This is a genomic window from Pseudomonas sp. So3.2b, assembly GCF_019464415.1.
GTDB lineage: Bacteria > Pseudomonadota > Gammaproteobacteria > Pseudomonadales > Pseudomonadaceae > Aquipseudomonas > Aquipseudomonas shahriarae.
Map to the genome: position 1 here is coordinate 4956593 of NZ_CP080494.1, position 20379 is coordinate 4976971.

The window sequence follows — 20379 nt, forward strand, 5'->3', positions numbered from 1 at the left end:
CAGCGCAATCGCGGGCAAGCCCGCTCCCCCATTGGGTTGCATAGACCTGGATGGCTACTTGCGCTTGCTACCGCCAAGCAAAGACCCCAACAGCCCGCGCACCAACTGGCGGCCCATCTGGTTGGCCGCCTGCTGCATCGCCGATTTCAGGGCCTTGCCCGCAGTCGTGCCAAGAAACGCCCCGGCCTTGTCGGTGAAGCTCGGTTCTTCAGCGGCAGGCGCAGCACTCGCCTCGGGCCCCAGCTCCTTGCGTGCCATCAGCACTTCATAGGCGGATTCACGATCAATCGGCTTGTCATAGCGCCCCTGTAGGGGCGAGCCGGCAATCAACCCTGCCCGCTCGGCGGCAGTCAACGGCCCGATCCGCGACTGCGGCGGCGAGACCAGCACCCGCTGGACCACCTCGGGGGTGCCTTTTTCCTGCAGCGTACCCACCAGCGCCTCACCCGTGCCCAGCTCGGTCAATACCGCCAGCGCATCAAATGCAGGATTTGGCCGGAAACCATCGGCCACCGCCCGCAGGGATTTTTGCTCCTTGGTGGTGAACGCCCGCAGGCCATGCTGGATCCGCAAACCCAGTTGCGCCAGTACGCTATCCGGCAAGTCGCCCGGCGACTGGGTGACAAAATACACCCCCACACCTTTGGAGCGAATCAACCGCACCACTTGCTCCAGGCGATCCTGCAAGGCCTTGGGCGTATCGGCAAACAGCAAATGCGCTTCGTCGAAGAACAGTGCCAGCAGCGGCTTGTCGGCATCTCCGCGTTCCGGCAACTGCTCGAACAGCTCCGCCAGCAACCACAGCAGGAAGGTCGCATAGACCTTGGGTGACTCGTGCACCAGGCGGCTGGCATCCAGCAAATGAATACGCCCTCGCCCATCGCTGGCCGGTTGCAGAATATCTTCCAGTTGCAGCGCCGGCTCGCCGAACAGAGCTTCGGCGCCCTGCTGTTCCAGCACGGCCAGGCGCCGCAGCAAAGCCTGGCTGGAGCCCGTGGTCATCAGGGCCGCATCATCGCCGAGCAATTCGGGGTGGAACTTGAGGTGATTGAGCAGGGCCTTGAGGTCCTTGAGATCCAAGAGCAACAAGCCCTCGCGATCGGCCACTTTAAACGCTGCATATAAGGTCGACTGCTGGCTGTCGGTCAGCTCCAGCAGACTGCCCAGCAACAGTGGGCCCATTTCACTCAAGGTTGTACGAAGTGGATGACCGGACTGACCGTGGATATCCCACAGCGTTACCGGATATGCCTTAGGCGCGTAATTCAGGAACGGCATGCCGGCGATCCGCTCGGCCACCTTGCCCTGGGGATTGCCTGCAGCGCCAAGGCCACACAGGTCACCCTTGATATCTGCAGCGAACACCGCCACGCCAGCATCACTGAACGCCTCTGCCAGCCGCTGCAACGTCACGGTCTTGCCGGTGCCGGTAGCGCCGGCTATCAGGCCATGGCGGTTACCCAGGCGCATGGCCTGGGCGATGACTTGGCCTTCGAGGTCTGCACCAATAAGAAGTTGCGAGGAGTCTGGCATTTTGTCACCCATGATTAATCTTTAGCCCTGCACGGTCGATACAGATAAAGCGAGAGACCCAAAAAGCCTAAAAAAGTTAGGTCAGATAATTCCTGCAGGAGCAAATGGAAATATCACACTTTATTTAACGCTGTCATTTATGCGTTGCCATAAAAGACGCGCCTTGGACATTAAGACACTAGCGGACACGACGAGCCATGAATAAAAATCTGCGCTTCAGCCACAAAATCCTGCTTGCAGCCGCCCTTATCGTCATTGCCGCATTTGCGTTGTTTACGCTGTACAACGACTACCTGCAACGCAACGCGATTCGCAATGACCTCGACAGCTACCTACACGAAATGGGGGATGTCACCGCCAGCAATATCCAGAGCTGGTTGGCCGGACGTATTGTGCTGGTGGAAAACGCCGCCCAGAACATCGCCATCAACCCCGAGCCGAGCGTCATCGCCAGCCTGCTAGAGCAGAAAGCCCTGACATCTTCGTTCATGGCAACCTATCTGGGCGATAGCAAAGGCGGCTTCACCATTCGCCCCGATGCCAAGATGCCCGACGGCTTCGATCCACGCGTGCGCCCCTGGTACAAGGGTGCCCAGAGCAGCAATGGCTCGACCCTGACCGAGCCCTATATCGACGCCGCCACCGGCCAGTTGATCATTTCCATCGCCACCCCCAGCAGCAAGGCCGGGCAAAGCGTCGGCGTGGTCGGCGGTGACCTGAGCCTGCAAACCCTGGTGGACAATATCGGCGCGCTGGACTTCGGCGGCATGGGCTACGCGTTCCTGGTCAGTGCCGACGGCAAGATCCTGGTGCACCCGGAAAAAAACCTGGTGATGAAGACCCTGGGCGAGGCGTACCCGAACCAGACCGTCAAGATCAGTGCCGACTTCAGCGAAATCGAGGTCGAGGGCAAAACCCGTATCGTCACTTTCGCCCCGATCAAGGGTTTGCCGTCAGTGAACTGGTATATCGGTCTGTCGGTAGATAAAGACAAATCCTTCGCAATGCTCAGCGAATTCCGCACCTCGGCCATTATTGCCACGGTGATTGCCGTGGCAATCATCATCGCGCTGCTGGGCATGCTGATCCGCGTGCTGATGCAACCGCTGCATGTCATGACCCGGGCCATGGAAGACATCGCCGATGGCGAAGGTGACCTGACGCGCCGCCTGACGATCCAGAACCACGACGAATTCGGCATTCTGGGCAAAGCCTTCAACCGCTTTGTGGAGCGGATTCATACTTCGATTCGCGAAGTGTCCTCCGCCACCGGCCAGGTCAATGAAGTGGCCCTGCGCGTGGTAAGCGCCTCCAACTCGTCGATGGTCAACTCCGACGAACAGGCCAACCGCACCAACAGTGTCGCGGCAGCGATCAACCAGTTGGGTGCCGCTGCCCAGGAAATTGCCCGCAACGCCGCCCAGGCCTCGAACCAGGCCAGCGACGCACGCCATCTGGCCGAAGATGGCCAGCAAGTGGTGGAGCGCAATATCAAGGCCATGACGCAACTGTCCGAGATGATCAGTGCCTCCAGCAGCAATATCGAGGCACTTAACAGCAAGACCGTGAATATCGGCCAGATCCTCGAAGTGATCACCAGTATTTCCCAGCAAACCAACCTCCTGGCACTCAACGCAGCCATTGAAGCTGCGCGAGCCGGGGAAGCCGGACGCGGGTTTGCGGTGGTGGCCGACGAGGTGCGCAACCTGGCCCACCGCACGCAGGAATCGGCGCAACAGGTGCAAAAGATGATCGAGGAGCTGCAGGTCGGCGCCCGGGATTCGGTCAGCACCATGAGCGAAAGCCAGCGCCACAGCCTCGAAAGCGTGGAAATCGCCAACCTGGCAGGCGAGCGCCTGAGCAGCGTGACCCAGCGCATCGGTGAAATCGACGGCATGAACCAATCAGTGGCTACCGCGACGGAAGAGCAGACCTCGGTGGTGGAGTCGATCAATATCGACATCACCGAGATCAACACGCTCAATCAGGAGGGTGTGGAAAACCTGCAGTCCACCTTGCGCGCCTGCTCCGATCTGGAGCAGCAAGCGGCGCGCTTGAAACAATTGGTGGGGAGCTTCCGCATCTAGACCTCAACACAGCAGCGCCTACATTCAGCCAGCGTTGTTTTTGTCAGGGCCGGGCTTGTCGTGCGGCCCTGACTCTTCCTGCAACTGCTCCCACAACCGGGCGGCATCGGGGAAATCCGTGCCGTCCTCGGCATCCAGGGCATCCGGGTCATAGCGGCTCAAACAGCCCTCCCCCAAGGTGGCGGGCGCCTTGGACGTGGCTTTATCCAGGGGATCATTCATGGTTCGATCCTCGCAACTGACACTAATAAAAAGGGCCTGGGTGATTTAACGCCCAGGCCCTTTTTGCTTCAACCCAAAACAGTCGATCAGAACACCACGGTCTTGTTGCCGTGCACCAGCACGCGGTCTTCCAGGTGATAGCGCAGGCCACGGGCCAGGACCATCTTCTCGACGTCGCGGCCGAAACGCACCATGTCTTCAATGCTGTCGCTGTGGCTGACGCGGACCACGTCCTGCTCGATGATGGGACCTGCGTCCAGCTCTTCGGTGACGTAGTGGCAGGTTGCACCAATCAGCTTCACGCCACGCAGCGACGCCTGGTGATACGGCTTGGCCCCGACAAAGGACGGCAGGAAGCTGTGGTGAATGTTGATTACCTTGCCTGCGTATTCGCGGCACAGTTCCGGCGGCAGGATTTGCATATAGCGCGCCAGGACTACAACGTCCGCTTGATGCTGCTCGACCAGACGCGAGACTTCGGTGAAGGCCGGCTGTTTGTTCTGCGAGTCGACCGGGACGTGGTAGTACGGAATGCCATGCCACTCCACCATGCTGCGCAGGTCGTCGTGGTTGGAAATCACACAGGCGATCTCACAATCCAGTTCATCGCTGTGCCAGCGGTGCAGCAAGTCCGCCAGACAGTGGGATTCGCGGCTGGCCATCAGCACCACGCGTTTTTTCTGCTCGGTGTCGGTAATACGCCAGGTCATCGAAAACTCTTCGGCGATGGGCGCAAACGCCTCGCGAAACGCTTCAAGGCCAAACGGCAGGGTGTCCGCGCGAATTTCGTGGCGCATGAAAAACCAACCACTGAGATTGTCCGAGTGATGACTCGCTTCGGTGATCCAGCCATTGTGGGAGGCCAGAAAGTTACTGACTTTAGCGACGATACCAACCCGATCCGGGCAAGCAATCACCAGACGAAAAGTGCGCATTAGGGGCAAACTCCAGAACTTCGCAAAGGCCGCCATTCTAGCGACACCGTAGAAAAACTGCAGTACTCCTCAGCGCTTATTCGCGCGATTCCTTGCGGCGGCCCTAAACAGCGTATGGTTTTTACCTGGGCACTATGTCAGTACAAGCATCTGTTACCGCAATTAGCCGAGATCTAATGAGATTATCTTTAGCCGGCTGGACGCACTAAATAATGCACTCCGAGCCTTTCGCTACAAACAACCAAAGTAAATCACATAAAACCGAGCTTAAATGTTTACTTGGGCAAACTGTCTGACTATTATTAGGCCACTATCCCTGTCCCTCAGCGTCCCGTATAAGGTAGTCCTCATGTCCCTGATCAACGAATACCGTGCCACCGAATCCGCTATCAAAGAGCTGCAAGAACGTTTGAAGAATCTGTCCCAAGACGACAAACTGCAAACCGAGCTGGAATTCGAAGGCAAATTGCGCACCCTGATGGGTGAATACTCCAAATCCCTGCGTGACATCATCGCGCTGCTGGATCCGGAATCGAAAGTTAAAGCACCACGCGCCGCCGTGAAAGTTACCGGTACCAAGCGCGCGCGCAAGGTCAAGCAATACAAAAACCCGCACAACGGCGAAGTGATTGAAACCAAAGGTGGCAACCACAAGACTCTGAAAGAGTGGAAAGCCAAGTGGGGCGGTGACGTGGTTGAAGGCTGGGCTACCCTGCTGGACTAAGGTTCGCCAGATCGTCACCTGATTCGCGACACAATAAAAAACGCCAGTTCGCTGGCGTTTTTTATTGCCCACTTTTTATCAAACGTCGATTACAGGCCCAGGCGCTGGCTTAAAGCGTCAGCATATTCCTGCCACTCATCCAGCACCTGACGCTGAAACGATGTAGCACTAGCGTCCAATTCAAGCCTGGCCTTATTGAAACTCTCAAGGGTATTTGGCGCGCCGTAATCCGCATCTGACAAGCGTTGCTGACAGAAGAGTTTCCAGCGTTGTTGCTCTTCACTGTCCAAGGTGTGCGCAAAGTTGCGGGCACGATAGCGAAATAATAATTCCGGCAAACGATGATCATCAAAAGGCCACTGCTGGCGTGCTAGTTGCTCGGGTTCAGCAGTGCGGACTTGCTCACATAAACGTCGATCCCGATCACCAATAAAACCATCGTAGAGCTGTTGCTCCGGGTCGGCGCTTGCGGCGAAATCGTCCTCGGCATAAATCGCCGGCAATTTATCCCGCCAAAGTTCCTGTGCGTCAGTTAGCCGCAGTGCCCGGGCCTGATATTCACGCATGTCCAGGTTCAATCGCTGCTGGTCTTGCGCCCGCAACACATTCAGCGGCGCGACGACCGGACAACGATTGATGTGAATGAGTTTGAGCGGCACCGGCAACTCACCCTCCGCCAATTGATCGCGCCGGGTATACAAGCGCTGGCGCAGGGTTTCGGCATCCAGGTCCAGCAGCGCCTGTGGGTCGAGCCCCAGGTCGCAGACAATCAACGCGTTGCGATTGCGCGGATGCCACGCCAGGGGCAGGACCACCCCCAGGTAATGGCGCTCAGCGGAAAAGCGCCCGGAAATATGCACCATGGGCTGCAACAGGCGGATTTGATCCATGACCCGCTGCTTGCTGCGCAGTTGAAACAACCAATCGTACAACTTGGGTTGTTTTTCCCGGACCAACCGCGCCAGGGCGATGGTGGCCCGCACGTCAGCCAAAGCCTCGTGAGCCTGGCCATGGTCAATTCCATTGGCCGCCGTCAGGCGCTCCAGCTTGAGGGTCACGCGTCCGTCCTGCTCGGGCCAGACAATGCCGTCGGGACGCAGGGCATAGGCCGTGCGCATCACGTCGATCAAGTCCCAGCGGCTGTTCCCGCTCTGCCATTCCCGTGCGTAAGGGTCGAAAAAATTGCGATACAAACTGTAGCGGGTCATTTCGTCATCGAAACGCAGGGTGTTGTAACCCGCACCACAGGTGCCGGGGGCGGCCAGCTCGGCATGCACCCGCGTCATGAAGTCGGCTTCGGCCAGACCCTTTTCCGCCAGTTGGCCGGGGGTAATGCCCGTGATCATGCACGCGGCCGGGTGCGGCAGGATATCGTCGCTGGGCTGGCAATAGAGATTGACCGGCGGCCCGACCTCATTGAGGTCATGGTCGGTGCGAATCCCGGCAACCTGCAGCGCACGGTCGCTGCGCGGGTTGATGCCGGTGGTTTCATAGTCGTACCAGAAGATCGAGGTCACGGGCTATTCCTGTGCTGAAGACCGACAAAGTCTAGGCGCTGGACGCCGCCCGGGGCCAGCGCCGTGTGCACTGGATAAACATTCAGTGAAACCTTGGCGCATTTTCAGGTGTTACTTCCGTCCGCGACACTGCTAGCATCGGCCTCTCGAATTGCCGGCTGCCCGACGAGGTTGCCCATGCCCAGCCACACCGCACTGCCAGGGAATGCAATGCCCACCGCACCATTGGACACCCGCTATCAGATCGAGACCCCGGAAGGCATCGACCTGCCCTTGCGCCCCGCCGGGCTGATGCCCCGGGCACTGGCATTCGGCTTCGACCTGGGCCTGCGCGGCCTGATCCTCGGTGTCCTGTTCATCGCCCTGGCGTTTCTCGGCAACCTGGGCATCGGCCTGGGCTCGATCCTGCTGTTCCTCGTCAGTTGGTGGTACATGGTGCTGTTCGAAGTGCTCAACCAGGGCAGTTCACCGGGCAAACAGATCATGGGCCTGCGCGTGGTACAGGATGACGGCACGCCCATTGGCTGGTCCGCATCCCTGATCCGCAACCTGCTGCGGTTTGTCGATATGTTGCCGTTCGGCTATTTCCTCGGGGCCATCAGTTGCCTGCAACATCCCCACTTCAAACGCCTGGGCGACATTGCGGCCGGTACCCTGGTGATCTATCGCGAACAGCCCCTGGCCCGCCCCCTCCTGCCCCAGGCCCCGGCATTGCGCCTGCCCTTTGCCCTCGAGCTGGACGAGCAACGTGCGATCCTGGGTTTTGCCGAGCGCCAGGGTGAGCTGTCCGCCGAACGGACCCACGAGCTGGCGGCGATTCTGGCCACGCCCCTGCAGGTCTCCCCCGCGCGCGCCGTGGAACAGCTCAATGGCGTGGCCCGCGGCCTGTTGGGGCCGACATGAAGCAAAGCCTGTTCGAAACCCGTCACCAGCCGCACTGGCAGGCATTTGCCAGCCAGTTGGCCCTGCTTGAACAAGGCAAGGCAAAGGCCGAGGACCTGACGCGTTTCCCTCAAGATTACCGACGCCTGTGCCAACATCTGGCACTGGCGCAGGAGCGGGGCTATAGCAGCTACCTGATAGACCCGCTGCAACAGTTGGCCTTGCGCGGCCATCAACAGTTGTATCGCCATCGCAGCCAGCTCGGGGCCAAGGTGCTGGGCTTCCTGCTGGCGGATTTCCCCCGCACGGTTCGCGAGCAATGGCGCTTCGTGCTGGTCGCCAGCCTGCTGTTCTTTGGCAGCCTGATCGGCATTGCGCTGCTGGTCTACCTGTTCCCCGAACTGATCTACACCATCGTCAGTGCCCCGCAAGTGTCCGAGATGCAGGAGATGTACGACCCCGATGCCAGTCGCCTGGGCCGCGCAGCCGCACGGGCGTCGAGCGAAGACTGGATGATGTTCGGCTACTACGTCATGCATAACATCGGCATCGCGTTCCAGACCTTTGCCGGCGGCCTGCTGTTTGGCCTGGGCAGCGTGTTTTTCCTGTTTTTCAATGGCCTGATGATCGGCGCCATCGCCGGTCACCTGACCGAAATCGGCTATGGGCAGACCTTCTGGTCCTTTGTCATCGGCCACGGCGCCTTTGAACTGACGGCCATCGCCCTGGCCGGCGCGGCCGGCCTGCAACTGGGCTGGGCCTTGATCGCGCCGGGAGCATTGCCCCGGGGTGAAGCACTGCGCCTGGCAGCCCGCAAAAGCGTGAAAATGATCTGCGGCGTGATTTTATTCCTGCTGATCGCGGCCTTTATAGAGGCCTATTGGTCCTCCACCACCGCCGTGGAACCTTGGGGCAAGTACCTGGTGGGCGCCGCGCTCTGGGCGATGGTGCTCGCCTATCTGCTGTTTGCCGGCAGGGGTCGTCATGCGCCTGAGTGACGCCAGCGTGGTAATCCGCCCCCGCACTACGTGGGAAGCCATGGACCTGGGGGTATTGCTGGCCCGCAAGCACCGCGTGCTCTTGATGAGCAGTTGGGCCTTGGTCAGCCTGCCGATCTTTATCCTGATCAGCCTTGCGCTGTGGGACTACCCATCTGTTGCTGTACTGGTGTTCTGGTGGTTGAAACCGGCCTTTGAGCGCCTGCCGCTGTATATCCTGTCCACAGCACTGTTTGGCGAAACGCCTACCCTCAAGCAGGCGCTGCGCCAATGGCCCCGCCTGCTCAAAGGTCAACTGCTGGCCAGCCTGACCTGGAGACGCTTGAGCCTCAGTCGCAGCTTCGTCATGCCCGTGGTGCAACTCGAAGGCCTCGGCGGCCTGGCCCGCCAACAACGGCTGGGGGTGCTGCAACAGCGCAATGCCGGTGCAGCGCGCTGGCTGACGCTGATCGGTATTCACCTGGAAACAGCACTGTGGATTGGCTTGATGGCGCTGTTCTACCTGTTCCTGCCACAACAGGTAGAGCTCGACTGGGACTGGCAACAACTGGCGCTGGCCAGCAGCCAGGACTGGCTCTGGCTGGAACACCTGACCAATGCCTTGTACGCCCTGGTCCTGGTGCTCTGGGAGCCGATCTATGTGGCCTGCGGGTTCAGCCTCTACCTGAACCGGCGTACCGTGCTCGAAGCCTGGGACCTGGAGTTGGTGTTCCGCCGTCTGCGCCAGCGCCTGGGGTCAACGGTGGCCGTCCTGCTGCTGGCTGTCGGCCTGCTGCTGCTCCCGCCAACACCCCAGGCCATGGCCGATCAACCCGTGGCTGCACAACCCTTGAGTACGCCAGCCGCCAGCCAGGCGATCAAGCGCCTGCTGGAAGAGCCCCCGTTCAAGAATCCGGAATCCGTGACCCGCTACCGTTTCGGCGAAGACAAGACCATCGACAAACCAAAGCCCACAGGGGATGCCCGGTTGCCTGCCTGGCTTAAATCCTTGCTCGACAACCTCAACAGCGACACCTTCAAGTCCCTGGCCCTGGTCATGGAGGTGCTGTTGTGGAGCCTGCTGATCGCCGGCATTGCCTTGGTGGCCTGGCGCTATCGTGATTGGCTGCACGCCTTTGTCAGCCATCGCCGCGCCCCCCGCACCGTTGACCAGCCAGTGCCGTCACAACTGTTCGGCCTGGACATGGGCGTGGAAACATTACCCGATGACATCGCCGGTACCGCCGAGCAACTGTGGGCCTCGCAGCCCCGTGAAGCGCTTGGCCTGCTCTATCGCGGCCTGCTTAGCCGCCTGTTGCATGACTTCAACCTGCCCCTGAAAAACGCCGATACCGAAGGCCAGGTCCTGGAGCGCGTGCGTCACTTGCAACAGCCGCAATTGCTGGCATTCAGCGACGACCTGACCCGCCACTGGCAAAACCTCGCCTATGGCCATCGCGTACCGCCTGCCCTGGCCCAACAACAACTGTGCGCCCACTGGCGCGCGCTGTTCGACAGCGAGGCCACGGGATGAACCGGCCACTGATCTGGCTCGCGCTGATCCTGGCCTGCCTGCTGACGGCGGGGGGCTTCTACGCCTGGCACAAGGCGATCCCTTACGGGGAAGTGGTCGAGCGCGGGCCATCACCCGAAGCCCAGGCTAATCCCTACCTGGCGGCGGAGCATTTCCTACGCCAGCAAGGCATAGCCGTTGAGCACGCCAACAGCCTGGAACGCCTGGCTACCCTGCCCACCAAGGGCGGCAGCCTGTTGTTGCTCAGCGAACGCAGCAACATGACCCCGCGCCAGGTTGACCAGTTGCTGGAGTGGACCCAGGCCGGCGGCCACCTGCTGCTGGTGGCCGAAGCTATATGGGATGAAGAAACCCAGGACAGCGGCGACCTGCTGCTCGATCGCCTGCAGTTGCGCCAGGCCTTCAGCGATGACTTCGACCAGCCAGTCCCACCTCGCAAGGGCAAGAAGCCGGACCTGACACGCCTGTATGTCGATAATGAAACCGCACCGGCCTTCTTCAGTTTCGACACCGACTTCACCTTGATCGACCCCAGGCACCTGGCCCAGTTTTCGGCCAACAGCGCCAAGTCCAGCCACCTGATGCAACTCGATCTCGGGCAGGGCCGTGTGACAGTGATCACCGACAGCGAACTGTGGAAAACCCCGGATATAGGCCTGCACGATAATGCCTGGCTGCTCTGGTACCTGACCCAGGGCAGCAATGTCACCCTACTGTCCAACACGGATGTCGAGAACCTGTTCAGCCTGTTGCTGCGTTACTTCCCCCAGGCCCTGTTGGCACTCGCCGCCTTGATTGTGCTGGGGTTGTGGCGCGCCGGCGTACGCCAGGGGCCCATCCAGGCACCCGCGCCCAAGGCACGCCGGCAACTGCTGGAACACTTGAATGCCAGTGCCGATTTCCTGCTGCGCCGCAGTGGGCAAAACAGCCTGTTGCACGCCCTGCAGCGGGACATCCTGCGCACCGCCCGCCGCCGCCACCCCGGCTTCGAACAGTTGGACACTGCCGGGCAATGGCAAGCCCTTGAACGCCTGACTCGCCAACCGCCATCCATTATCAGCCAGGCCCTGGGCCCACTCCCGGCAAAGCGGCTTTCCAGCGCCGACTTCAGCCGCCAGGTGGCCTGCCTGCAAACCCTCAGGAATGCCCTATGAGCGACTCTCCAGTGGATTCACCCAACACCCTCGACACCGGTCGGGCCACCCAGTTGGCCCAGGCGCTGCGCACCGAGTTGCGCAAGGCCGTGATTGGCCAGGATGGGGTGATTGATGATGTGCTGACCGCATTGATCGCCGGCGGCCACGTGTTGCTCGAAGGGGTTCCCGGCCTGGGCAAGACCCTGCTGGTACGGGCCCTGGCCCGCTGCTTTGACGGCGACTTCGCGCGTATCCAGTTCACCCCGGACCTGATGCCCAGTGATGTAACCGGGCATGCCGTGTACGACCTGCACACCGAGCAGTTCAAACTGCGCAAGGGGCCGTTGTTCACCCACTTGCTGCTGGCGGACGAGATCAACCGGGCCCCGGCAAAAACCCAGGCCGCCCTGCTCGAAGCCATGCAGGAACGCCAGGTCACCCTCGAAGGCGAAGCCCTGCCTATCGGCCAGCCCTTTATGGTGCTGGCCACCCAGAACCCCATCGAACAGGAAGGCACTTATCCACTACCGGAGGCCGAACTCGACAGGTTCATGCTCAAGGTGTGCATGGACTACCCCGAGGCGCAGCAAGAGGTGGATATGGTGCGTGAAGTGACCCGTTCATCGCGCGCCGACATGCTCGACGTGCAACCACTGCGCACCGTGCTGCAAGCCGCTGACGTGTTGCTGTTGCAGCAGGTCGCCAGTGAGCTGGCCCTGGATGAACAGGTACTCGACTACGCCGTGCGCCTGGCTCGTACCACCCGCACCTGGCCCGGTCTGGCCCTGGGCGCGGGCCCGCGTGCGTCCATCGCCCTGGTGCGGGGTGCCCGTGCTCGCGCCCTGCTGCGAGGTGGCGAGTTCGTCACGCCGGACGACATCAAGAGCTGTGCGCTGGCAGTGTTGCGCCATCGGGTACGCATCGCCCCGGAGCTGGATATCGAAGGCCTGGAGGTGGATCAGGTGCTGACCCAGTTACTCGACCAAGTGCCGGCACCACGCCAGTGACATGCCCATGAGACCGACTCGCCTGTTGCTGGCCTGGCTTGCCGTGTTGCTGGGCCTGAACATCGCCCTCGGGACGGCCGTGGCCCTGCAACTCAACGTGCCGGCCGCTCTGCATTCCATCGCCTGGGGCCTGCTCCTGGCGCTGCTCTTGCTGGCCTTGCTCGATGCTGGCCGGCTGAAACGCCGCCCCTCGCCACGCCTGCGCCGGCAGATGCCGGGCAGCCTGGCGCTGGGGCGTTGGAGCGAGGTGCGGATCACCCTGGAACATGACTATCCACAGCCGTTGGTCCTGGAGGTGTTTGATCACGTACCGGATGGTTTGAGCGTGCAAAACCTGCCCCAGTCCATCACCCTGCGCCCCGGGGAACAGAGCGAACTGGGCTACCGCCTGCGCCCCTTGAGCCGTGGGCATTTCAGTTTTGAGCGCTGTGAGGTGCACCTCCCCAGCCTCCTGGGGCTGTGGACTGCCAAGCGCCAGGTGCCGGTCAAGGATGCCACCCGGGTCTATCCGGATTTTGCCCGACTGTACGGCGCGCAATTACTGGCGGTAGACAACTGGCTCAGCCAACTGGGTGTACGCCAGCGCCAGCGTCGCGGCCTGGGCCTGGAGTTTCACCAGTTGCGGGAATTTCGCGAGGGTGACAGCCTGCGCCAGATCGACTGGAAGGCCACGGCCCGGCAACGCACGCCGATTGCCCGGGAATATCAGGATGAGCGCGACCAGCAGATTGTGTTCATGCTCGACTGCGGCCGGCGGATGCGCAGCCAGGACAACGAGCTGGCGCATTTCGACCACGCTCTCAACGCGTGCCTGCTGCTCAGCTATGTGGCCCTGCGCCAGGGCGATGCCGTGGGCTTGTGCACCTTCGCCTGCGACCAGCCGCGCTACCTGGCACCCGTCAAGGGCAGCGGCCAGTTGAACCAGTTGCTCAACGCGGTATACGACCTGGACACCACCCGGCGCGCGGCCGACTACCAGGCTGCGGCCAACCAACTGCTGGCCCGCCAGAAACGCCGGGCCTTGGTGATTGTCGTGACCAACCTGCGTGATGAGGACGACGAGGATCTGCTGACCGCCGTCAAGCGCATCAGCCGCCAGCACCGGGTATTGGTCGCGAGCCTGCGCGAAGAAGTGCTGGATCAAGTGCACCAGGCGCCTGTGCAAACCTTGCCGGAAGCGCTGGCCTACTGTGGCAGCGTCGACTACCTCAATGCCCGGGAAGAATTGCATGACCGCATGAAGGCGCAGGGCCTGGCGGTATTGGACGCCCGACCCTCGGACCTCGGCGCAGACCTGGTAACCCGTTACCTGGGCTGGAAAAAGGCCGGCGTGCTATGAGTGGCGCATGACGCTAGGCCGAAGCCTGCAAGGGATCAAAGCTGAAGTACTGCAACAGCGCGGCAATCAATTGCCCGTACTCGTCGGGGGCCTGCAGCAGGGTGAACCCCGAATCGTAATGCTGGGGGTTGATATCCTCACGACTCCACAGGCAGGTGGCAGTGAAGTCAATGGCATGCACATCCCCCTCAGGTCCGGGGATCTTCAAGCGCAGCTCAAAATCCGCGTTGACCATCATGGGTAATCGGCTGACCAACATCAGCCCCTCGCTGGAGATGTTACCCAAGTAACCGATGGGTTTATCCGTGTGGCGGTTGAACACCTGTAAAAAACAGGGCAACTGGTGTCGCTCAATCCTTCGGTCGGTAAACATGATGAGATCGCCGTCCAATGGCCATGATTCTGGCCGTTCCTGTGATTCGGACCGGAGCGCTGCCAGCAGCACCCCGCTCTCCCCCGGATTTCGCTACAACAGCAGCCTTTGCCCTGTCGCTTAAACGCCATCGAATCAGGGGCTACATCTATTTGGATTGAAAGTTGTACAAACAGACATTCGAAGAATAGCCCAACTCCGGCAAGAGGCCAGCTGTCAAATTACAAATGTCATCACAAGGCGGCTGGCCGTGCGCGGGCAGTGCTTGCACCGGGGTAATGCCCCAGTTGTTGCAGGGTATCCAGGCGTGCGCGGGCACGGAATGCGTATTCGCTCGACGGATATTGGCTGATGATGAACTGATAGGTCTGCACGGCATCCACGAACAACTTCTGCCGTTCCAGGCACTGCCCACGCAGCATCGAGACCTCCGGCTGCACGTAGCGCCGGGACCGGCTTTGACGGTCGACCTGGGACAATTCCAGGGTGACCCGTTCGCAGTCGCCTACATTGTAGGCCCGGTAGGCATTGTTCAAATGATGGTCCATCGACCAACGGGTACAGCCGACAACACTGACGGCCAGGGCTGCAATGATCAAAACTCGCATGGGTGTTCTCCTGTCTTGAGCAGTGTATCGACCCTTGGGCGAAAATCTTCAAGGTTGTTCGTCTGGCGTCATCGCGTGAAAACAAGCGAATCGACAATAAGTAGTGCAAACGAACAATGACTACAGCCAAAGAGCATAGTAGCCTTCCCCAGCGCTAGAACTCAGGAGTCCGTGCATGTCCGTCCGTCGTACCAAAATCGTCGCCACCCTTGGCCCGGCCAGTAACTCGCCGGAAGTCCTCGAACAGCTGATTCTGGCTGGCCTGGACGTTGCCCGTCTGAACTTCTCCCACGGCACCCCGGACGAGCACAAGGCTCGCGCCAAGCTGGTACGTGACCTCGCCGCCAAGCATGGCCGCTTCGTCGCGCTGCTGGGTGACCTGCAAGGGCCGAAGATCCGTATCGCCAAATTCGCCAACAAGCGCATCGAGCTGAAGATTGGTGACAAATTCACCTTCTCAACCAGCCATCCGCTGACCGAAGGCAACCAGCAGGTCGTGGGTATCGACTACCCGGACCTGGTCAAAGACTGCGGCGTCGGCGACGAACTGCTGCTGGACGATGGCCGCGTGGTCATGCGTGTCGACACCGCCACCGTCACCGAGCTCAACTGCACCGTGATCATCGGCGGCCCGCTGTCCGACCACAAAGGCATCAACCGTCGCGGTGGTGGCCTGACTGCACCGGCCCTGACCGAAAAAGACAAGGCTGACATCAAGCTCGCCGCCGAAATGGAAGTGGACTACCTCGCCGTATCCTTCCCGCGTGACGCTGCCGACATGGAGTACGCCCGCCAACTGCGCGACGAAGCCGGCGGTACCGCCTGGCTGGTGGCGAAGATCGAGCGCGCCGAAGCCGTGGCCGACGACGAAACCCTCGACGGCCTGATCAAGGCGTCCGATGCAGTGATGGTTGCCCGTGGCGACCTCGGTGTAGAAATCGGTGACGCAGAACTGATCGGCATCCAGAAGAAAATCATCCTGCACGCACGCCGCCACAATAAAGCGGTGATCGTCGCGACCCAGATGATGGAGTCGATGATCCAGAACCCGATGCCGACCCGTGCCGAAGTGTCCGACGTGGCCAACGCCGTGCTCGACTACACCGACGCCGTGATGCTCTCGGCGGAAAGTGCTGCCGGCCCGTACCCGCTGGAAGCAGTCCAGGCCATGGCGCGTATCTGCGTCGGCGCTGAAAAACACCCGACCAGCAAAACCTCCAGCCACCGCATCGGCAAAGTGTTCGAAAGCTGCGACCAGAGCATCGCCCTGGCCGCCATGTACACCGCCAACCACTTCCCGGGTGTGAAGGCGATCATCGCCCTGACCGAAAGTGGCTACACGCCGTTGATCATGTCGCGTATCCGTTCCTCGATCCCGATCTACGCGTTCTCCCCGCACCGCGAAACCCAGGCCCGTGCGGCCATGTTCCGTGGCGTCTACACCGTACCGTTCGACCCGGCGTCGCTGCCGCCTGAGCAAGTCAGCCAGGCTGCCATCGACGAACTGCTCAAGCGTGGCGTAGTCGAGAAAGGCGATTGGGTGATCCTGACCAAGGGCGACAGCTACCACACCATCGGTGGCACCAACGGCATGAAGATCCTGCACGTTGGCGATCCAATGGTCTGAGTGACCCGCTGAAAAGCAAAGGCCCTGGCACGTGAGTGACAGGGCCTTTTGCATTTCAAGTCACGCTGCTGTGGTGACTGGACTGGCGTTATCGCGGGCAAGCCCGCTCCCACATTGGAGCGCATTTCAAGTGTGGGAGCGGGCTTGCCCGCGATAACGCCAGTCCAACCACTTGGATTTCAGCGCCGGGCAATAAACCCAGACAACGCCGCAATCGCCTCCGGCGACCTCAAGCGCTGGGTAAACAATGCACCCTCCTCCTCGATCACCTGGCGCAATTGCTCGCGGTCGACGCTCTTCATCAATTGCTTGGTCACCTGCACCGCCCCCGGCGCCAGGGTCTCAAAGCGCCCGCCGACTTCCCGCGCCTTGGCCAGGGCCGCTTCGCCGCTGCCCAACGCTTCGGTGGCGATCCCCCACTGCGCAGCCTGCTCTCCACTGAACCCTTCGCCCAGCAGCAGCAACTCGGCGGCTTTCGCGTGCCCCAGCAAGCGCGGCAGGATCAGGCTGGAGCCAAACTCAGGGCACAGCCCCAGGTTGACGAATGGCATGCGCAACCGGGCATCGCGACTGACATACACCAGGTCGCAATGCAGCAGCAGCGTGGTGCCAATGCCCACCGCCGCCCCGGCCACGCCGGCAATCACCGGTTTACGGCAGTTGAGCAGGCTTTGCATGAAATGAAAGGGTGGGCTGTCCAGGTCTGTGGGCGGCTGCTCAAGGAAGTCGCCGATGTCGTTGCCGGCGGTAAAGCAGTCGCTGCTGCCCTGGATCAGCACGGCATTGACCGTCGTGTCGGCATCGGCCTGCTCCAGCGCCGCCGCCAATTGGCTGTACATGGCGCGGGTCAGGGCATTTTTCTTGTCGGGGCGATTGAGCTGCAGGATCAGCAGCCCACGGTCACGGTGCAGCAGGATGGCGTCGGTCATGGTGAGTCTCGCAGATAGACATCAGCGCTCAACCACGGGGCAGGAACACATCGGCCAGCAGTTGATTGCGCGGCAAGCCAGCCAGGAACAGGCGCTTGGAAAAGGCCTCGACACTGCTGGGGTGCCCGCAGAGTAAGGCCAGGGTTTGCCGGGAAACAAGCCGCAGTTGCGCCAAAGCCTCGGTCAACTGCGCCGCCGTCCACAGCTCCACACTGAGGCTGGGATGGCTCGCGGCCAGTTGCCTCAGGGGCTCGGCCAGATAATGGCTATCAGCATCATGGGCCAGGTGAATCACGCGAATGGCGCCCTGGTGATCCTGGCGCAACGCCTCACGCAACACGCCCCACAACGGGCCCATTCCGGTGCCGGATGCCAGCAGCCACAGCGGCCGGGATTGCCAGTCCGGATCGTAGTGCAACGCGCCGCCGCGCAACTCGCCCAGGCGCAATGGATCGCCGGCCTGTAACTGCCGCGCAAGGTCGCTGAATTCGCCGGGCAGGCGGCAATCGAGGTGGAACTCCAGGAACGGATCTTCCTCGGGCAGGCTGGCCAGGGAATACGGCCGCGCCACCGTGCCCGCCCACAACACCAGGTGCTGGCCGGCCCGGTAGCGCAACCCACGTTCCGCTTGCAGGCGCAGGCGCAACACTGTCGGGTTCAGCCAGTCGGCGCTCAGCACCGTTGCCGCCGCGCCGTCGCGCAAGGGGTCAAAGGTCTCGACCTGTACATCGCCCACGACCTGGCACTGGCAGGCCAGACGCCAACCGTCCTGGCGTTGTGCCGGGTTCAGGGCATCGGGCTGCTTGTCGTCAACCTCGCCCTGGCAGCGCACCAAACACGCATGGCAACTGCCCGCGCGACAACTGTAGGGCACAGCCACACCGGCCTGGTTCAAGGCATCCAGCAGATTGCTGCCGGTGGAGACCGACCAGCGGCGTTCGCCGACGTGCAGTTCAGGCATGAAAGGCCTCGCATCAAAATGTGCGATCACTGTAACTGCTTTTTGCAGGCGTCGGCTCCTCCAGGAGGGTGGTCGGCAGCGTTTGACCATCGTCGGGTGTATCGGCCATCGCGCCGGGTTATACTGCCGCGCCTTTTTAGCGTCGCGCCAGCACTACCCGGCGTGCCTTGGAAAAGGTGGCTTCAGCGACCGATGCACCCATCTGAAGCCACCTTTATTGAATGTTCCCTTATAGAGGAGCGCGACTCATGACCGTGATCAAGCAAGACGACCTGATTCAGAGCGTTGCCGACGCCCTGCAATTCATTTCCTACTACCACCCCGTTGACTTCATCCAGGCGATGCACGAGGCCTACCTGCGCGAAGAATCGCCGGCAGCCCGTGACTCCATGGCGCAGATCCTGATCAACTCGCGCATGTGTGCCACCGGCCACCGCCCGATCTGCCAGGACACCGGGATCGTCACCGTGTTCGTACGCGTGGGCATGGATGTGCGTTGGGATGGCGCCACCATGGGCCTGGACGACATGATCAACGAAGGCGTGCGTCGCGCCTACAACCTGCCGGAAAACGTCCTGCGCGCCTCGATCCTCGCCGACCCGGCCGGTGCGCGCAAAAACACCAAGGACAACACCCCGGCCGTGATCCACTACTCCATCGTCCCGGGTAACACCGTGGAAGTGGACGTGGCCGCCAAAGGCGGTGGTTCCGAGAACAAGTCGAAAATGGCCATGCTCAACCCGTCCGACTCGATTGTCGACTGGGTGCTCAAGACCGTTCCGACCATGGGCGCCGGCTGGTGCCCACCGGGCATGCTCGGCATCGGCATCGGCGGCACCGCCGAGAAAGCCGCAGTGATGGCCAAGGAGGTGTTGATGGAATCCATCGACATCCACGAGCTGAAAAAGCGCGGCCCGTCCAACCGTATCGAAGAGATGCGCCTGGAGCTGTTCGAGAAGGTCAACCAACTGGGGATCGGCGCCCAGGGCCTGGGTGGCCTGACCACCGTGCTCGACGTGAAGATCATGGACTACCCGACCCACGCCGCCTCGTTGCCGGTGTGCATGATCCCCAACTGCGCCGCCACCCGTCACGCGCACTTCGTGCTCGACGGCTCCGGCCCGGCCTCGCTGGAAGCGCCACCGCTGGACGCGTACCCGGAAATCGTCTGGGAAGCCGGCCCGTCGGCCCGTCGCGTCAACCTCGACACCCTGACCCCGGAAGACGTGCAAAGCTGGAAGCCGGGCGAAACCGTCCTGCTCAACGGCAAGATGCTCACCGGTCGCGACGCGGCGCACAAGCGCATGGTCGAGATGCTGAACAAGGGTGAAACCCTGCCGGTGGACCTCAAGGGTCGCTTTATCTACTACGTCGGCCCGGTAGATCCGGTGCGCGAAGAAGTGGTTGGCCCGGCTGGCCCGACCACCGCCACGCGGATGGACAAGTTCACCCGCCAGATCCTCGAACAAACCGGCCTGCTGGGCATGATCGGCAAATCCGAGCGCGGCCCGACCGCCATCGAAGCGATCAAGGACCACAAGGCCGTGTACCTGATGGCCGTCGGCGGCGCTGCTTACCTGGTGGCGCAAGCCATCAAGAAGTCGCGCGTGGTCGCTTTCGCCGAACTGGGCATGGAAGCGATCTACGAGTTCGACGTCAAGGACATGCCGGTCACTGTTGCGGTCGACAGCAAGGGCGAGTCGGTACACATCACCGGTCCTGCCATCTGGCAGAAAAAGATCAGTGAGAGCCTGGCGGTAGAGGTGCAGTAAGCACCTCCCCGCAAGGATAAAAGGCGACTGTGGCTCCATGCCGCAGTCGCCTTTTTTATGACCGACGATTTTGTGGGAGCGGGCTTGCCCGCGATGCAGGCACTGCGGTCTGGCTGCAGAACGCGTCGATGCAATCGCGGGCAAGCCCGCTCCCACAAGTACTGCGCTCGTCCTGCTGCATGGTATGGTGCTCGCCCCCTACTGCAGCTGTTCATT

The 20379-nt window shown here is 61.4% G+C and carries 18 protein-coding genes and 1 pseudogene; 11 read left to right on the top strand and 8 right to left on the bottom strand.

Annotation, left to right across the window (positions count from 1 at the left end):
* Positions 1–54: 54 nt before the first annotated feature.
* Positions 55–1533: a helicase HerA-like domain-containing protein gene (locus tag K1X80_RS22290; protein WP_057960538.1), complete on the bottom strand. Its 1479-nt coding sequence runs from the start codon at positions 1531–1533 to the stop codon at positions 55–57.
* 197 nt (positions 1534–1730) lie between these two features.
* Here K1X80_RS22290 and K1X80_RS28640 point away from each other — a divergent pair.
* Together K1X80_RS28640 and K1X80_RS28645 are read left to right on the top strand one after the other, a co-directional pair.
* Positions 1731–2762 (top strand): annotated as a pseudogene (locus K1X80_RS28640) (cache domain-containing protein); the annotation flags it as partial.
* A 93-nt stretch (positions 2763–2855) separates the two neighbouring features.
* A complete protein-coding gene (locus K1X80_RS28645) occupies positions 2856–3620 on the top strand; it encodes a methyl-accepting chemotaxis protein (protein ID WP_370694606.1) in 765 nt (254 codons plus the stop codon).
* Between the two features lie 24 nt (positions 3621–3644).
* On the opposite strand, the gene K1X80_RS22300 is transcribed toward K1X80_RS28645, so the two are convergent.
* Positions 3645–3842, bottom strand: a complete 198-nt coding sequence (locus K1X80_RS22300; protein ID WP_057960537.1) for a hypothetical protein — start codon at positions 3840–3842, stop codon at positions 3645–3647.
* Between the two features lie 86 nt (positions 3843–3928).
* Positions 3929–4777: a formyltetrahydrofolate deformylase gene (gene purU, locus K1X80_RS22305; RefSeq protein ID WP_029295472.1), complete on the bottom strand. Its 849-nt coding sequence runs from the start codon at positions 4775–4777 to the stop codon at positions 3929–3931.
* A gap of 349 nt (positions 4778–5126) precedes the next feature.
* On the opposite strand from purU, the gene mvaT reads away from it, so the two are divergent.
* Positions 5127–5501 carry a histone-like nucleoid-structuring protein MvaT gene (gene mvaT / locus K1X80_RS22310; RefSeq protein ID WP_057440135.1) on the top strand — a complete coding sequence of 125 codons (375 nt, stop codon included), beginning with the start codon at positions 5127–5129 and terminating at the stop codon, positions 5499–5501.
* An 89-nt stretch (positions 5502–5590) separates the two neighbouring features.
* Here mvaT and sbcB read toward each other — a convergent pair whose 3' ends face one another.
* The gene (gene sbcB, locus K1X80_RS22315) at positions 5591–7018 is read right to left on the bottom strand and encodes an exodeoxyribonuclease I (protein ID WP_220172511.1); all 1428 of its coding nucleotides are present in this window, start codon (positions 7016–7018) and stop codon (positions 5591–5593) included.
* Between the two features lie 210 nt (positions 7019–7228).
* Here sbcB and K1X80_RS22320 point away from each other — a divergent pair, with 210 nt between their 5' ends.
* Genes K1X80_RS22320 through K1X80_RS22345 form a run of 6 tightly spaced genes read left to right on the top strand, consistent with a single transcriptional unit; the run spans position 7229 to position 13893 of the window.
* On the top strand, positions 7229–7921 hold the full coding sequence (locus tag K1X80_RS22320; protein WP_057960540.1) for an RDD family protein: 693 nt from the start codon (positions 7229–7231) through the stop codon (positions 7919–7921).
* Entirely contained in the window at positions 7918–8898 is a 981-nt protein-coding gene (locus tag K1X80_RS22325) for a stage II sporulation protein M (protein ID WP_057960548.1), read from the top strand. Before K1X80_RS22320 ends, K1X80_RS22325 begins: the two co-directional genes overlap by 4 nt.
* Entirely contained in the window at positions 8885–10411 is a 1527-nt protein-coding gene (locus K1X80_RS22330) for a DUF4129 domain-containing protein (RefSeq protein ID WP_057960541.1), read from the top strand. The genes K1X80_RS22325 and K1X80_RS22330 overlap by 14 nt, the downstream gene beginning before the upstream one ends.
* The gene (locus tag K1X80_RS22335) at positions 10408–11565 is read left to right on the top strand and encodes a DUF4350 domain-containing protein (protein WP_186625480.1); all 1158 of its coding nucleotides are present in this window, start codon (positions 10408–10410) and stop codon (positions 11563–11565) included. Before K1X80_RS22330 ends, K1X80_RS22335 begins: the two co-directional genes overlap by 4 nt.
* Entirely contained in the window at positions 11562–12554 is a 993-nt protein-coding gene (locus K1X80_RS22340; RefSeq protein ID WP_128593427.1) for a MoxR family ATPase, read from the top strand. The genes K1X80_RS22335 and K1X80_RS22340 overlap by 4 nt, the downstream gene beginning before the upstream one ends.
* Positions 12555–12561: 7 nt before the next feature.
* Positions 12562–13893 carry a DUF58 domain-containing protein gene (locus K1X80_RS22345; protein WP_057960544.1) on the top strand — a complete coding sequence of 444 codons (1332 nt, stop codon included), beginning with the start codon at positions 12562–12564 and terminating at the stop codon, positions 13891–13893.
* Positions 13894–13906: 13 nt separating this feature from the next.
* Here K1X80_RS22345 and K1X80_RS22350 read toward each other — a convergent pair whose 3' ends face one another.
* Together K1X80_RS22350 and K1X80_RS22355 are read right to left on the bottom strand one after the other, a co-directional pair.
* A complete protein-coding gene (locus tag K1X80_RS22350; RefSeq protein WP_057960549.1) occupies positions 13907–14266 on the bottom strand; it encodes a PilZ domain-containing protein in 360 nt (119 codons plus the stop codon).
* Positions 14267–14499: 233 nt separating this feature from the next.
* The gene (locus K1X80_RS22355) at positions 14500–14874 is read right to left on the bottom strand and encodes a hypothetical protein (protein WP_057440129.1); all 375 of its coding nucleotides are present in this window, start codon (positions 14872–14874) and stop codon (positions 14500–14502) included.
* 175 nt (positions 14875–15049) lie between these two features.
* On the opposite strand from K1X80_RS22355, the gene pyk reads away from it, so the two are divergent.
* Entirely contained in the window at positions 15050–16501 is a 1452-nt protein-coding gene (gene pyk, locus K1X80_RS22360; protein WP_029295454.1) for a pyruvate kinase, read from the top strand.
* Positions 16502–16680: 179 nt separating this feature from the next.
* On the opposite strand, the gene K1X80_RS22365 is transcribed toward pyk, so the two are convergent.
* Together K1X80_RS22365 and K1X80_RS22370 are read right to left on the bottom strand one after the other, a co-directional pair.
* Positions 16681–17430 carry an enoyl-CoA hydratase gene (locus K1X80_RS22365; RefSeq protein WP_057960545.1) on the bottom strand — a complete coding sequence of 250 codons (750 nt, stop codon included), beginning with the start codon at positions 17428–17430 and terminating at the stop codon, positions 16681–16683.
* Positions 17431–17458: 28 nt separating this feature from the next.
* Positions 17459–18391 carry an iron-sulfur-binding ferredoxin reductase gene (locus tag K1X80_RS22370; protein ID WP_120734030.1) on the bottom strand — a complete coding sequence of 311 codons (933 nt, stop codon included), beginning with the start codon at positions 18389–18391 and terminating at the stop codon, positions 17459–17461.
* 248 nt (positions 18392–18639) lie between these two features.
* Between K1X80_RS22370 and K1X80_RS22375 the strand changes: the two genes are divergently transcribed.
* Positions 18640–20163 (top strand): fumarate hydratase, encoded by a 1524-nt coding sequence (locus tag K1X80_RS22375; protein WP_057960547.1) that lies wholly within the window; start codon positions 18640–18642, stop codon positions 20161–20163.
* The last annotated feature ends 216 nt before the right edge of the window (positions 20164–20379 follow it).